At 60.4% G+C, this 14,526-nt stretch carries 13 protein-coding genes; 7 read left to right on the top strand and 6 right to left on the bottom strand.

The features are described 5' to 3' along the window. Window positions 1-100: 100 nt before the first annotated feature. Complete coding sequence (locus tag LMTR13_RS12690; RefSeq protein ID WP_065728173.1) at window positions 101-904, bottom strand: slipin family protein; 804 nt, start codon at window positions 902-904, stop codon at window positions 101-103. A 447-nt stretch (window positions 905-1,351) separates the two neighbouring features. Beyond that, entirely contained in the window at window positions 1,352-2,569 is a 1,218-nt protein-coding gene (locus LMTR13_RS12685; protein WP_065728172.1) for a site-2 protease family protein, read from the bottom strand. A 936-nt stretch (window positions 2,570-3,505) separates the two neighbouring features. Here LMTR13_RS12685 and LMTR13_RS43145 point away from each other — a divergent pair. Beyond that, window positions 3,506-3,628: a hypothetical protein gene (locus LMTR13_RS43145; protein ID WP_257784729.1), complete on the top strand. Its 123-nt coding sequence runs from the start codon at window positions 3,506-3,508 to the stop codon at window positions 3,626-3,628. On the opposite strand, the gene LMTR13_RS12680 is transcribed toward LMTR13_RS43145, so the two are convergent. Together LMTR13_RS12680 and LMTR13_RS39170 are read right to left on the bottom strand one after the other, a co-directional pair. Further along, window positions 3,625-4,605 carry a cation diffusion facilitator family transporter gene (locus LMTR13_RS12680; protein ID WP_065728171.1) on the bottom strand — a complete coding sequence of 327 codons (981 nt, stop codon included), beginning with the start codon at window positions 4,603-4,605 and terminating at the stop codon, window positions 3,625-3,627. The two genes, LMTR13_RS43145 and LMTR13_RS12680, sit on opposite strands and share 4 nt — an antisense overlap. Further along, the gene (locus LMTR13_RS39170) at window positions 4,602-5,279 is read right to left on the bottom strand and encodes a transporter substrate-binding domain-containing protein (protein WP_197521088.1); all 678 of its coding nucleotides are present in this window, start codon (window positions 5,277-5,279) and stop codon (window positions 4,602-4,604) included. Before LMTR13_RS39170 ends, LMTR13_RS12680 begins: the two co-directional genes overlap by 4 nt. A 393-nt stretch (window positions 5,280-5,672) precedes the next feature. On the opposite strand from LMTR13_RS39170, the gene LMTR13_RS12670 reads away from it, so the two are divergent. From LMTR13_RS12670 to LMTR13_RS12650, 5 genes are read left to right on the top strand one after another with little or no spacing between them, the layout of a single operon-like run. Next, entirely contained in the window at window positions 5,673-6,116 is a 444-nt protein-coding gene (locus LMTR13_RS12670; protein WP_065728169.1) for a c-type cytochrome, read from the top strand. Beyond that, the gene (gene coxB, locus LMTR13_RS12665; RefSeq protein ID WP_236843365.1) at window positions 6,113-7,141 is read left to right on the top strand and encodes a cytochrome c oxidase subunit II; all 1,029 of its coding nucleotides are present in this window, start codon (window positions 6,113-6,115) and stop codon (window positions 7,139-7,141) included. The genes LMTR13_RS12670 and coxB overlap by 4 nt, the downstream gene beginning before the upstream one ends. Before the next feature lie 5 nt (window positions 7,142-7,146). Then, the gene (locus tag LMTR13_RS12660) at window positions 7,147-9,717 is read left to right on the top strand and encodes a cbb3-type cytochrome c oxidase subunit I (protein ID WP_418219793.1); all 2,571 of its coding nucleotides are present in this window, start codon (window positions 7,147-7,149) and stop codon (window positions 9,715-9,717) included. A gap of 6 nt (window positions 9,718-9,723) precedes the next feature. Next, complete coding sequence (locus LMTR13_RS12655) at window positions 9,724-10,083, top strand: hypothetical protein (RefSeq protein ID WP_065728167.1); 360 nt, start codon at window positions 9,724-9,726, stop codon at window positions 10,081-10,083. A gap of 7 nt (window positions 10,084-10,090) precedes the next feature. Then, window positions 10,091-11,164: a sodium:calcium antiporter gene (locus LMTR13_RS12650; RefSeq protein WP_236843460.1), complete on the top strand. Its 1,074-nt coding sequence runs from the start codon at window positions 10,091-10,093 to the stop codon at window positions 11,162-11,164. Window positions 11,165-11,190: 26 nt separating this feature from the next. Here the strand turns inward: LMTR13_RS12650 and LMTR13_RS40680 are convergent, their stop codons facing one another. After that, window positions 11,191-11,355, bottom strand: a complete 165-nt coding sequence (locus tag LMTR13_RS40680; protein WP_156795596.1) for a cytochrome c oxidase assembly protein — start codon at window positions 11,353-11,355, stop codon at window positions 11,191-11,193. Window positions 11,356-11,600: 245 nt separating this feature from the next. Here LMTR13_RS40680 and LMTR13_RS39165 point away from each other — a divergent pair, with 245 nt between their 5' ends. After that, complete coding sequence (locus tag LMTR13_RS39165; RefSeq protein ID WP_156795595.1) at window positions 11,601-12,818, top strand: PRC-barrel domain-containing protein; 1,218 nt, start codon at window positions 11,601-11,603, stop codon at window positions 12,816-12,818. An 814-nt stretch (window positions 12,819-13,632) separates the two neighbouring features. Here the strand turns inward: LMTR13_RS39165 and LMTR13_RS12640 are convergent. Then, window positions 13,633-14,505: a cytochrome c oxidase assembly protein gene (locus LMTR13_RS12640; RefSeq protein ID WP_197521086.1), complete on the bottom strand. Its 873-nt coding sequence runs from the start codon at window positions 14,503-14,505 to the stop codon at window positions 13,633-13,635. Window positions 14,506-14,526 lie beyond the last annotated feature (21 nt).

The raw sequence follows: 14,526 nt of genomic DNA, 5'->3' as shown, positions 1-14,526 counted from the left end.
TTGCATACGTTGCACTGGCGGTCACGGCGCGTCGGTCAAGACGTGTACGGAGACCACACTTCTCGCGACAAGAATTGCAGAACCGGTGCGCATTGGCTGGCTATGCGGCTTTCGGTCCGCGATCTGCGGGATTGCGTTGTACTCGGGCCGGCGTGGCCAAACTCTGCAGAAAGTCCACGGGCACCGGGAATATTATGGTTGAGTTCCTCTCGCCTGCGATATCTTGCAGGGTGGACAAGTATCGCAATTGCATAGATTCCGGCCTCCTTGCGAGCATATCGCCTGCTTCGACGAGCTTCGCTGCGGCTTGGTGCTCGGCTTCGGCACCAATAATTCTGGCACGACGGTATCGCTCGGCTTCAGCTTGACGCGCAATCGCGCGAACCATGCTCTCATCGATGTCGACGTGCTTGATCTCGACGTTGGCAACCTTGATGCCCCATCCATCGGTCTGGCTGTCGAGAATTTCCTGGATGTCGCGGTTGAGTTTGTCCCTCTCCGCCAGCATCTCATCGAGCTCGTGCTTTCCAAGTACGGACCGGAGGGTAGTCTGGGCAAGTTGGCTGGTTGCAACCATGAAGCTTTCCACGTTGATGATTGCCTTGTCTGCATCAACCACGCGGAAATAAATCACCGCGTTGACCTTAACGGAAACGTTATCGCGGGAGATCACATCCTGGCTCGGCACGTCGAGTACCAGTGTTCGCAGATCTACTCGGACAAGTTGTTGAACGATCGGGATCACTATGATCAGCCCGGGCCCTTTCACACCGGAGAACCGCCCTAATGTGAATACAACTGCCCGTTCGTATTCGCGCATGATGCGAATCGCCGACAACGGAAGGGCAATGATCACGGCTCCGATGACGAGATATTCGATAATGTCGGTGACAAACTCTGGCATTGTACACTCCTCATGGTTTCGGTTTCGAACCAGGGTCGGGCTCGACCAGCAGGCTCAAGCTTCGACGCTCGGTCACCCGCACACGGTCGCCTCGGCTGAACTGGCCCGTCGATCTCGCCGCCTGGCGCTCCCCCCTGATTTGACTCTCCCTTCTCCATGGCCCACCACAACACTTTTCCAGTGCCGCCAAGCAGAGCCGAGTTCCCTGTAACCACGTCACGCTGGTGCGCCCGCCAAACTGGCCGCGATCGCGATCACCAGGAAGCCCGCACTAGCGATGGTGACCGTTGCAATCACTGGCCACGAGAGTTACCGCAGGGTGGCACTTTGGACGTTGTCGCCCCTTGCGACCCGCGCATCTGAGTGGAAATCGCTCACAATGGAAAGGCGCTCACCGCCGCATGACACAGGTCACGAGCAAGCTTCTCCTTCAAGCGTCTTCGGCGGCTATGAGTTCCGGCTGGCAAACGGGGCGCGCCTGGCGACAATGGTGCCCGCGCGGCCGTCTCTTGAAGTCAGCTGCTCGAGCTCCTGACGGATGCCCAGATAGCTCAGCAAGTCGCGCAGCGAGAGCACACCGACCAACTGTCCATCGCGCGCAACCAGCAGGTGGTCCCTCCTGCCGCGCTGCATCTTGTAAAGCGCCCGGCTCGCGTCGGTTTCCGGCGAGATAGTATTGTCCTCGCCGCATACCTGCATGACGCCCGAGACCTGCTGCCGCGCGAGCGTGGGAGCTGCTTTGTCACGCAATGCCTCCAGCGAGACGCAACCGACGAGGCGCCTATCATCGACGACGGGAAATTCCTTGAAGTAATGTCGCAGAAAATACTCATCGAGTAGCCGATCAAGCGTGAGAGCTGGCGCCACGGAAATCGGATCGCGGCGCATCACAGCGGAAACGGGGATTCCTGCGAGAATCGATCGACGCACGTGATGCTCAAGGTGCGAACTAGCAGCCATTTGAACAAATAGTCCAAGTATGAACCACCAGATGCCGCCGACAACGCTTCCGGTCACAAACGCAAACAAGCCAGCGGCCATGAGGAGAAAGCCGAACGCCCATCCTGCCCGCGCCGCGATTCGCGTCGCCCAGAGAATGTCATCACTCCACGCCCAGAGCGCCGCCCGCAGCATGCGGCCGCCGTCGAGTGGAAACGCCGGCACAACATTGAAGATGGCCAGGATGCAATTGATCCCTGCGAGATAGAGCAGGACCACTGCGTGGGCGGACAACGCCATCTCACCGTCGGCAATACTCACACCTCCCGGAACGAGCAGCACAAGCAAGTAGAAGAAAACTGCCAATCCGAGGCTCATGATCGGACCGGCCACGGCCATCAAGAACTCGCCTTTCGCGCTTGTCGGCTCGTCTTCCATCTCGGCCACGCCCCCAAAGACGAAAAGAGTGATGCCGCGGATTGGCATGTCGTATCGGCGTGCCACGACCGCATGCGCAAGTTCATGAAGCACGATCGAGACGGCTAGCCCGAGCAGTCCGGCAACACCCATTGCCCAATAGGAGGCGGGCTCGCGGCCAGGAAACGACTGAGGAAAATATCCGACCGACAATGTCCAAACGATAAGCACAGCCAGCAGCAACCAACTGGCATCTATTCCGACGCGAAAGCCAAACAATCTGAACAGGGTGAGACTGCGATCGAACATAACGTTCTCCGGCCTGCGTAGTCCCGCTGTTTGAAAACGTCGTCCGCTGCTATTTGTTCGATTGGGCACGTTTTCCGATCGTCAATGAAAGCCACTCAAGCGGCCGACCGGACTTTTCCAGTACGCCAGCTCTCTCATGCTCAAACCCGTGCATCCGTCATGAGCTTGTCCGTACGATAGCGGACCGTGTAAATCGCGAATTTAAGCAATCCGCGAAGTTAGAGAACATCGGCAAGGGCATGACGGCCAATACGCATCTCCTGTGGCGTCCATTCAACGAACCAGATCGAGCGATGGATCGGAAGGAGCTTCACTTCAGTTTCCGGCGAACCTTCTTCTTCCGGCGTAAAGGGGGTTTAGGACGCGGCCGAGGGTTATAGATCGTCGTTCGCCGGCCGTTGGCGCTCTTCCTGCTTTTCCGTGCTGAATCTGCCATTGCTCAAGATCCCACCGATATTTAATCCCATACCGGCCTACACCGAAGCATCAAAGCCGAGTTGCTGTAATGCCGAAGACCAGCCTGATGAGAAGCCTTGAGTTAAAGGTATCGGCATGACCTTGTTCCTCGACAACGGTCCGACGCATCCGTTTGACGTGGACTGTGCTACCTTGACGCGCTCCATTCGGATTGATTTGTGCACCACGGCGCGGCGCCCCGCGTCCACGGAGCCTCGGATCCGTTAGTTCATGACCTGCTCGAGCTACGGGTTCATCTTCGAAGTCTCCAGTTTCCGCACCGCAAGGTGCCACGGAGTTCCCGGACCTGAGACAGCCGTGCTACGACGACTCATATAGCGGGATAGCAGGCGAGCCGAGCGGGATCGGCGGCGGTGACAGCATACGCGAAATCTTGACGCACGTGCGGTCCTGCTGGACGCCACCACGGCAGTCGCCTTTGTTACGCTCACGATATCCTCCCACAAGGGCCGGTACAGCATGGGCGTTCTGTTTGGGCTCGCCATTACATTGTCACTGGCGGCTTCTATTGTCGTGTTGCCGGCGATCCTCGCCACGCTGAAGCAGATCGGCGCTGTCGGGCTTAAGCCGCACAGCAGCTAGCGCTCCTTGCGATCATCGCCTTCGTCCTGCAGCTCCGATGCCTCGACCGGCATGATCGTTAGGTCGTGAACCCGCCAATTGAGCGCCCTCGCCTTGCGCACGGCGTCGGCAACATCTCCCACGATATTCTCGGTGTTCATCGGAACGACGAAGGCTTCACCAAAGAACACATGTCCTTCTTCGCGCATGCGGACGTCTGCTCGTTCTATCCAAGGCAGTTTCTCCAGTTCGCCGGCGACCTCGTCAGGCAACGATTCCAGCTGGCTCCGATCGGTGGTCCGCCGGGGCGTCTCATCAATCAGGTCATTGACTGCTGCGCGCAGGTTGTTGAGGCCATCGCGAACGATGTCGAGCGATACGAGCCCCGCCGCGACCGGATCGGCCCACCAATAACCAAAACCTACCCCGATAACGCCAACTGCGGCAGCCGATTCGGCCATCCAATCGGCGCGGTTCATTTCCGCGTCCGCATAGAGCACCTTATCGTGGATCACGGGAGCCAACTTCTTCTTCGCTCGACCGAGAAAGAACGACGGGATCCCCGTATAGGCCAGGGCAAAAAGCATCGGCCAGCCTGCCCATATTGTCGTACCGAACAAATCAAAGCCGCCGATTGTCGCGCGGTCCTGGTGAATTAGTTTCAGCGTGGCCTCTATCAGAAGAAATGCACCCATCGCAAAGATTGCGAGAGAGGCAGTGAGGTATCCTATCGAGACGGTTGCATGCATTCCATACGGGTACGACTTTGTGGCTGCGCGGGTAGCAAATCTGGAGGAGATCAGGAACGCGATGGGTGGCACCATACTGATCATGTCTTCGAGCCAACTGGTTCGCATCGCTTGCGACGAGCCCATTACGAGGAACAAGAGCACCGCTGCACTTGACAGATACGCAATCGAAACCCACTCGAGCCGGCGCGCCTTTGCGAATGCCGCTTCCTCCTCTTCCGGAAATTCGATGAGACGTACTCGCTTCATGACTTGTTTGCGCCTGCAAGCTGTCCTGGCCGCATCAGGAAGTGATCCAGGGCGTACAGAAGTCCGTTTTCTCCCGACGTCACGAGAATGACGTGCTTCTCGGTTTTCAACGGCCGGGAACGATGGACATCTTCGCTGAGCTCGAACTCATAGGCGACGGCGATCTGCCCACGCCAATCGTTGCGCGCCTCGGGACGCGCTTCACGGCTCGTGATCAACGCTGCAAAATCCGGTCGCGCAGGGCGATACGCAACGACTGCGCCCTCAAGATCGGTCAGCGCCCGGACGGAATCTGCAGTTGGAAAGCTGACGACGACCTTCGCTTCCTTGTAGGCGTGGCTGATGGCAGCCCGTGATGCCCAGGCGGTGTCGCTAAGAAATCCGCCAATGAGAACCTCAATCTGTCCGACACGCAACGCTTCGATCAGCGACGATTCCGTTCCCGCGGTCCACTCCACCCTGGCACCAAGGCGGGATGCGAACCTCTCGATCAGCTGGGGCTCGATCCCTTCAGGGTTACCGTTCGTATTCTCGACCCAGGGCGGCCGCTCGCAGTAGCCTGCACGCAAAACACCTTCGCGGCGGATGCGCGACAGTGCTCCATTGGAATCTCGGGGGAAATCGCATCCCACCAACAGGAGAACCAGGCCAATAGCCCAGAATGACTGCAACATTTGGTGTCTCCTACCGGCGCGCGTGAGTAGACGGTTAACGGCGCTGTACTCTCGATGGTTCGATTCGAGACCACGACTTTTGCGACGGTACGTGATCGTGCGGTCATCAGGCATCGCTGGGAATGACGCACCTGTATTTGACCCGTCCATCGCTTGCTGTTCCGCTGAGGAACAAACCTCGCCCGGAGAGGTTTACCGACGAGTTCCATGCGCGGGAGCATATCGTTGATGCGGATCAGACCCCCCACGCAGGCGCATGCGACGCGGGAGGAATCGGGCGGCGATCTCTGCGAACAAAAGAATGTCTCGGCCTCGCCGAGCGCGCCGTCCAAACCTTCCGCCACCAAGGTATGCCGCCAAGGCCGACGGACCCAACGCTTTCGGAGAAGGGAAATGAACTGGCCAGACGACTGCATTCCTGGAGAGAATCGACCCGCGCATCGGGCGTACTGCGCGGCGGTCGCCGGCATAGCGGCGGCGCTGGTCCTGAGCGGCTGCTCCGATGGCTATCAACCAGTCGAGCAGTATCGCGCTGAAGCACGCCGCATCGTGAACGGAGATGCGAAGATAGGCCGAGACCTCATTGCGGAAGTCGGATGCGGTGTTTGCCACGCGATTCCAGGCATTCCTGGCGCCGTCGGAATTGTCGGTCCACCGTTGAACACGTTCGCCCGGCGGACGTACATCGCGGGAATAGTTCCTAACGAGCCCAGGACGCTCGTTACCTGGGTGCGTAACGCACCGTCGCTGGTACCGCAAACGGCAATGCCGCAACTGCCGATCTCGCACCAAGACGCAACCCATATCACCGCCTACCTGTACACCTTGACGAAATGAGAGCGCTCGCCCTCCTCGCAATTCTGGTTGCCGGCGCAACTGTCCCCGGGTGCACCTGGATATTGCCGAACGACAGCCACGGCAGCCGGCCGGCGCTCATGTGGATGCAATCGGCGCTGATCACGGCCGGACCGAGTGCGGGGGCGACCGGAACGCTGAGCTGGATCATGTTTGCAGGTGCCGCGGCTATTCTTCTGCTCGTTGTTGCATTTACGGCGCACGCGGTATTTGGTGGGGCAAGGCGCGGCTGGATGGCAGGGCGTCACTTCGTCATCGTCTTCGGCATTGCGATGCCGATTGTTGTTCTCACAATTCTTCTAGTCTACGGGCTGACGCTTACGAGCCGTTCGACCGCGCGCGAGAATCCCGCAATGCGTATCGAAGTCGTCGGCGAACGCTGGTGGTGGCGAGTGTACTATGTCGGTCCCCGGGGCGATCGGCAGTTCGTGACAGCAAACGAAATCCGCATTCCAACGGGCGTGCCGGTGGAATTCGTCCTGAAGACCAACGACGTCATCCATTCGTTCTGGGTTCCCAGCCTGGCCGGAAAGCTGGACATGATACCCGGGCGCGTCAACCGTTATCAGTTCTCGGCCGGGCGGCCCGGGGTCTATCGCGGCCAGTGCGCAGAGTATTGCGGCGCGCAGCATGCACTGATGGCCTTCTACGTCGTTGCGATGGAGCGGGACCGCTTTCCGACCTGGCTTGAGGATCAGCAGAAGCCCGCGAGCGAGCCCGTCACCGAGCTGGGCGTTAAAGGAAGGGAGTTGTTCATCGCCACCGGGTGTGGCGCTTGTCACACGGTGCGTGGTACGACGGCTTCCGGCCAGATTGGCCCTGATCTCACCCACTTTGGCAGCCGCCGGTCGATTGCCGCGGGAAGCTTCCCGAACAATGCCGGCACGATAGCGGGCTGGATCGCATCCGCACAGCATTTGAAGCCCGATAATCTGATGCCTTCGTTCGCCAACCTGCAGGGCGAGGAGCTCCGGGCGGTCGCGACCTATCTCGAGAATCTCAAGTGACGACGATCGCCCAACACTCAGCCATCGCGGACACGCGGGCGAAAAGATCGATTGGGGAGAGCGAATTTCCAAATAGTCTTCCGCGTCCCGAAGGCGAACTCGAGGAGCTGGAGCGGATCTGGGCGCCGCCGCGGGGGGTCCATCTCATCTCGGCGGTCAACAACAGCTATGTCGGCGTCTGGTACGTCGGAGCATCGGTGCTGTTCTTCGTCCTGGCGGGGATTCTGGCGCTGATGATGCGCACGCAGCTGGCCCTGCCGGAGAGCAGGTTGATCGGCCACGCACTCTACAATCAGCTGTTCACGATGCATGGCACCCTGATGATGTTCCTGTTTGCCGTGCCGGCCGTCGAGGCGATGGGCGTGTATCTGCTTCCGAATTTGCAGGCTGCCCGCGACCTGCCGTTTCCGCGACTCTCGGCATACGCATTCTGGGCATACTTCGTCGGTGGCCTTGCATTCTTTTGCAGTCTCTTCTTTGGCCTGGCTCCAGACGGCGGATGGTTCATGTATCCGCCCTTGACGAGCTATACGTTTTCGTCGGGCATCAATGCTGACTTCTGGCTGCTGGGCATCGGCTTCATCGAAATCTCGGCCATCGCGGGCGCGATCGAGATCATCGTTGGCGTTCTCAAGACGCGCGCACCGGGGCAATCGCTCGACAAATTACCGGTCTATTCGTGGGCAATGCTGATCTTCGCCCTGATGATCGTTTTCGCCTTTCCCGCCATTATTGTCGCGACGGTGCTCCTCGAGGTCGAGCGAGCATTCCACTGGCCCTTCTTCCTCGCGGAGAAAGGCGGCGACCCACTGCTGTGGCAGCATCTGTTCTGGTTCTTCGGCCATCCTGAGGTCTACATCATCTTCCTGCCTGCCGCGGGCATGGTGTCGATGATCGTGCCGGCGATGGCACAGACGCCGCTGGTGGCCTACCGGCTGGTGGTGCTGGCCGTCATCGGTACCGGATTCCTATCGTTCGGACTGTGGGTACACCACATGTTCACGACCGGTCTCCCGCTGCTGTCGGTCAGCTTCTTTTCCGCCGCCAGCATGGCCGTATCGCTTCCGAGTGGCATCCAGGTGTTCGCGTGGATCGCAACCTTCGCCTCAGGCACGTTGCAGTGGAAGACGCCCTCCTATTTTGTTCTGGGCTTCCTGTTCATCTTCACGATGGGCGGATTGACGGGCGTCATGGTGGCGATGGCGCCTTTCGACTGGCAGGCGCACGACACCTACTTCGTTGTCGCTCATTTTCACTACGTGCTGATCGGCGGGATGGTCTTCCCGCTGTTTGCCGCCTTCTATTATTGGACACCAACCATTTCGCGGACGCCCCTCTCCGAACGGCTCGGCAAGACGGCGTTCTGGCTCATGTTCATTGGCGTCAACGTCACCTTCTTCACCATGCATCTGACGGGGCTGATGGGTATGCCACGGCGTACCTACACCTACATTGCGGCCATGGGCTGGGGACCGCTGAACATGATCTCGACGATTGGCGCGTTCTTGATCGGAGCCGGAGTTCTTGTGTTCTTGATTGATCTCGCGAAAAACTTCCGTCCATTCGGGGCAAGCGCGGGCAATCCCTGGAACGCCGGTACGCTCGAATGGCTGCCGACCGGAAATTACCAGACGCGATCGATTCCGATCGTCACAAGCCGCGAACCGCTTTGGGATCAGCCGAATCTCGCCGCCGACGTGCAGGACGGCCGGTACTATCTGCCAGGTGCTCCCACTAGGTCCCGCGAGACCATCGTCACCAGTCCTATCGAGGCGCGGCCGCAGTATCTGTTGAGAATGCCCGGTCCGAGCTGGCCGACGGTTCTGGCGGCAGTGTTCACCGCCGCCTTCTTCTTCGGCTTGACGATCCAGATCTACGTCCCGGCGTTCGCCTGCGGCGCACTGGCGATCGCCTCCGTGATCTGGTGGATCTGGGATTCCGACCCCGGTCCGGATGTGCCGCCGGTCGATGTCGGCGGCGGTATCACCCTTCCCGCCTATGTCACGGGGTCGGTCAGCCACAGCTGGTGGGCGATGATCGTACTGATCCTCGTCGCGGCAACCGCCTTCGCGTGCCTGCTGTTCTCCTATTTCTTTCTCTGGACCGTTAACCCGCAGCTTTGGCCACGCGAACGGGCCAGCTTGCCTGGTCTCGGCTGGCCTGCCGCGGCGGCTGCGCTGTACGTGTTGAGCAGCACCGCGGTGCTCTCAGCTGGCCGGCTGCTCGCCCGGGTGCCGAACCGCAGTTCCGCTTCCGTCGTCCTCGCCCTCCTCGCCGCAATACTGTTCGTGTCGCTACCCGTCACCATCGAGGTGTTCGGGCAGCGCGCTGCGGGGCTCGCGCCGTCGGCGACCAGCTACGGCGCGATCGTCTACACCCTTGCTGCCTGGCAGGGATTCTTTGCGACAGTGCTGGTGCTCATGGGCCTCTACACGATCGCCCGTTCACTCACGGGCCGCCTGTCCGCCGAGCGCCGCGTCACATTCGATAACACGCAGCTGTTCTGGCACTACAGCGTCGTGCAGGGACTCGTGTCGCTCGCGATCGTTCACCTGTTTCCACGAATCCTCGGGTGAGCGCACATGGACGAGACGGGCTTCATGCGCAAATCGCTCTTTGTGCTGGGAGGGCTGCTCATCTGGGCTGCGCACTTCCTCTTCGTGTACGTGCTCAATGCGCTCGCCTGCGCCCGCAATTTTCAGGAGCTGCAACTGCTCGGATTCGGCGTGGTACCCGTCACAATCGCCCTCGGTACGGCATTTGCGGCAGCCGCGGTCCTCGCCTTGCTGATCATCGCGCTGCGGGTCCCGGACCGCATCATGGATACGCGGGAGCCGTCCACCGATTTCCTGCGCCAACTCGCGGTAGCGGTGGCGCTGCTGTCACTGGTCGCGATCGGCTGGAGCGGCCTGCCAGCCCTGCTCGTCCAACCATGCGGGTAGTGTGTCGATGATGAGCCTCGGCGATTTCAGCGGCCTCGGGCTTCCTGCCAACCTCGCGATCTTTGCAGTCGCTGCGAGCATCGTCTGGATCGCGGGCTACAAGCTCGCCCAGTACCTGGATGCAATTGCCGACAAGACCGGGCTCGGAGAAGCATTCGTTGGCATGCTGCTCATGGGCACCATCACCTCGCTACCGGAGATTGCGGCGGTTTCAACCTCCGGCTACATCGGCAACGCAGCCCTCGCTACCAACAACCTTCTCGGCAGCGTCTCGATCAACGTCGTCCTGATCGCGGTTGCGGATGCCGTGCTGGGACGCGACGCCATCACCTCTACGATCGGACGTCCCACCACGCTGATGCAAGGTGTTCTTGTGGTCGGCGCGCTCGCGCTGACACTCTGTGCGGTGCTTGTGGGCGACGTTAGCCTTGGTCCTGTCGGTGCCTGGTCGGTGGCACTCGTCGGCTACGTGGTGGTCGCCTTTTGGATATCGGCAGGATACGGTGGGCGCGCTCCATGGCGCTTGAAAGAACGGCGCGATCGGCACTCAACCGAACGCAAGGAAGACCGGGAGAACGGGGAACAGGATAACGAAACCGCCGAGCGCTCGCTCACGACGTTGATGCTGCTTACTGCGCTCTGCGCGGCGGCCATCCTCGTCGCTGGCTTTTGTCTCGCCCAGAGTGGAGATGCTGTCGCGAAACTTACAGGTCTCGGTTCTGGCATAGTGGGCCACGTTCTTGTCGGGTTTGCAACTTCGCTGCCCGAGCTGAGCTCAATCATTTCGGCGGTGCGGCTGCGGCGCTACGAAATGGTTTTCGGCGACGTGTTCGGCACCAACATTCTCACGCTCGGCCTGATCTTCCTCGCCGACCTCTTCTATGCCGGCGAGCCTGTGCTGAACCAGGCCGGGCGGTTCGAAGCGGTGGCAGCAACGGTCGGAATTATCCTGACTGGAATTTTCCTCGTCGGATTGCTGGAGCGGGAGAACAAGACATTTCTCCGGATGGGTTATGACGCCGTGGCCGCGCTCGTCACCTTCGTCGCCGGGATCGTGCTTCTTTACTTCATTCAAGATTGAGGCGGTCGCAGGTTCTGCCCCGCAGGTCAGCGAGCGCTTCGCGCCGTCGCTGACGACTGCTCGAGCGACGGAGCGAACAATCCGCGGCTGACAATCACGAGCGCGCTGAGCAGGTAGATCATCCCCATAGGCACCCACATGATGAGGCCCGCCAGCTGTTGATCCTCGATCGGCGAGAATCCGAACGTCATCGCGCCTCTGTGCTCCTTTTGACCGGCAGCGGCTCAAGAGTTAAATCTAAGAATTTTTATGTCAGTCCGGAAGCGTACGCACCTCGCCAAAGATGCCGTCGGGTACAAGGCGCGGTAGTTCGCCAAGCATCCTGGCAAGATCCAGCCGCAGTCGTTTCACACCTCATCTAAGCAATGCGTTGCGAGGAACTTCAGTCGATGCTTGCGCCTTTACGACAGGTGTGCACGCTTGATGAGCGACGCACGTGCAGCGGAAGAAGGGTGATGATGTCAGCCAGCACCGCGAGCGCTGCACCGAAGGTCTCGCCGCGATTTGGCAGTTAGACTGGCAGGCCAATACAAGCCGCGTCTGCGGTTCTTTGGCGGCATTTTGTTCACGCGCGCCGCCAACTCTGAAACGAAGAACCTTCGACATCTTTGTCTTCAAATTAGCGGCGGTGAGAGCGCCGCATCCGCAAAGCCGCGCCTTGTTGCCGGGTGAACTTCACACCGCGAGTTGTGCGCGTGCCAAGCCAAGGAGATATAGTATGAGGTTAGCAACGAGACTACTTGCCGGGACTACGGTCGGCGCACTGCTCGCGGGAGCCGCCGTCGCGCAGAGTTCTCCGACGACAGGGCAAGGGCAATCAACACAGCAGACGCAACAGCAACCCTCAAGGTCACAGCAGCAGCAACAAGCAGGGACGCCGCAACAGCCGCTTGCGCAGCAGTGCTTGCGCGACCTGCAGTCGTTGAACGATCAGATGGAGGCGGACGGATATTGGCTCACCGGATGGGGAAGCCGTTGGGGAGGGTACGCCGGCCCGTACCGCACAGACGGCGCGACTACGGGCGCTGCCCCCACGGCACCGCCACCGCGCGCAAATGCGACGCGACCCTGGGGTCCAGAGGCGCGCTTCGGCATCGACTCTCCGCGTTACCAAATCCGATTTCTCTACTCCGCAGCAAATGTGTTGGCACACCGCGGCGACCAGGAAGGTTGCGCACGCGTGGTCGCCGAGTTGCGCGATCTGTACACCAATTACGTGGGAGAACTACGGCAGGCCGGGGTTGACCCAGGCCGCGTAACCAGCTGGCGCCAAGAACGCATTGTAGCTGCGCAACCTGTCAAAGAACTCGAGCGGGCCATCAGCATCGATGATGTGACCGGCACTCAGCTGCGAAACACACAGGACAAACGTCTCGGCAGCATTCACGACGTGGTCGTGGATCCGCAGTCTGGCCAGATTTCCCATGTTATCGTCGCCCGCGGCGGCTTTCTCGGGTTCGGAGAGAATCACGTTATCGTGCCATGGCAGGCACTGCGAGCGACACCTGATTTAAACCTGTTCGTTCTCAACGTCCGCGATCAGGTGATGGAACAAGCGCCAACGGTCAACACTGGTCGCATTGGCGACCACAGCCTGTTCCAGCAACAGCGTGAGCGCGCTGAACAGTACTGGCAGGAGCACGTGAAAGGCTGACGGCTTCCAAGCGATTCCCCACCCGGGGGCTTCGTGCTTGCTGCGCATGGAGCTTCCGGTGGCGTTGGAATTGCTTGATGGCGCAAATCGCCACAACGGGCACTGGCTCCAGCTCTCGTTCTACCTCTCGTGAGAGAGTGAAGGCGGCCAAGTCGATCAAGTGACTCTCAGACAGCCCAGCGCCAGGGCCGCACAAGGAGGCCTGAGCGCCGCGCCGACGCAGTTTTCGCAAGGTTTGCTTACCGACCTTGCAGGGGAAGCGGTCGCACCAACTGGCCTTTGAACACGACAAACGTTCCGGGCAGGCCGCAGAGGCGCGATCCCACGCAAGAATGCTGTTTCGCCACAGGCACTGCAGAGGCGGTAGCCTTTTGCAGCAAAGGCAGCGGTAGCAAGTACTCCAATGACGCGTCGGGTGGCGACCATGGAGGCCCGGCATGGCATGCTGGGATGCGTCTGGGTCGTCGATCGCGGCATGGCAGCGCCGACACTCTGGCGTGGCTGTGTTACCATAGGCACTACTTAGCCTATCTCTTGCGAGGCGCTCATATCTGAACGATTGCTCGGAATCCGCTCGGCGCCTAATTTGCGCCCTATCGCTGAGCATCTGCCGTATGCTTTCAAGGGGTCGATTTGAAGCGGTTGCCGCAACGCTCGGAATCATCCTGACAGCAATCTTTCTGGTCGCCAGCTGGTGCGGGAGAACAAAACTCCTGCCAATGGGCTACGATGCCGTTGCCGCGCTTCTGCCGTTCGCGGCCGGCGTCAGGTTTCTCTATTCAAGATTGAGGCGGCCGCAGGTCTGCCCCGCAGGTCAGCGATCGCTTCGCGCCGTCGCTGGCGAGTGCTCGGGCGACGGAGCGAACAATCCGCGGCTGACAATCACGAGCGCGCTGAGCAGGTAGATCATCCCCATAGGCACCCACATGATGAGGCCCGCCAGCTGTTGATCCTCGATCGGTGAGAATCCGAACACCATCGCGCCTCTGCCCATAATGGGATACAGCGGCCACGGGGCGAACGTCAGCAGCGCTCCGAGCAGACCCGTGTGAACCATGGTCACCAGCAGAGCCAGCGCAACTGCGCCAATCGACGTTGCACGAAGCATGCAGGTCCAGAACCAGAGACTCGCGACAATCAGAGAGCCCAGATAGGCCAGATGCCAGCTCGCGCTGATCAGGGCTAACTCGTACGCCGCGGGTACGTGCCAGAACCAGATCAGGATGCCGTATGCGCCGGCAGCCCGCAGCGGCCGATTCCAAAGAAGCTCACGCCAGCCGCCCGTTGATATCATTTGCGCGGATCCGAGCATTCCGACTCCGACCGTCCGCACCGGAGACGCGAGGACAATGAGCGGCGGTGCGAGTGCGACAAGAACGACGTGCTGAATCATGTGGACCGAGGCGAGCGCGGCCGAAAGCCGGCAGAGCGGGCTGACAAGCGCAATCGCGAGCAGGGTCACGGCCGCTGTGGCGGCCGTCGCCTCATGCGCGAGCGCGCTTGGCTCATGCGGATCTCTGGCACGCCGTAACGCGCCCGCGGCATAGAGTGCGGCGAACAAAACCAGCGGAATCGTCACGACCGGTGCGAGGCTCCATGCGGCCCAGATGTTGGCCGGCCCCACGGAGGTGGCGGACGCGAGACAAAGCGACCAGACGGAATCCAGTGCTTTCGCAGGATCGCTCACTTGCAGCACCTTCCAGAACAA

Source organism: Bradyrhizobium icense (genome assembly GCF_001693385.1).
Classification (GTDB): domain Bacteria; phylum Pseudomonadota; class Alphaproteobacteria; order Rhizobiales; family Xanthobacteraceae; genus Bradyrhizobium; species Bradyrhizobium icense.
Note: the sequence above shows the minus strand (reverse complement) of the source record. Positions and strands in the feature narration are given on the sequence as shown.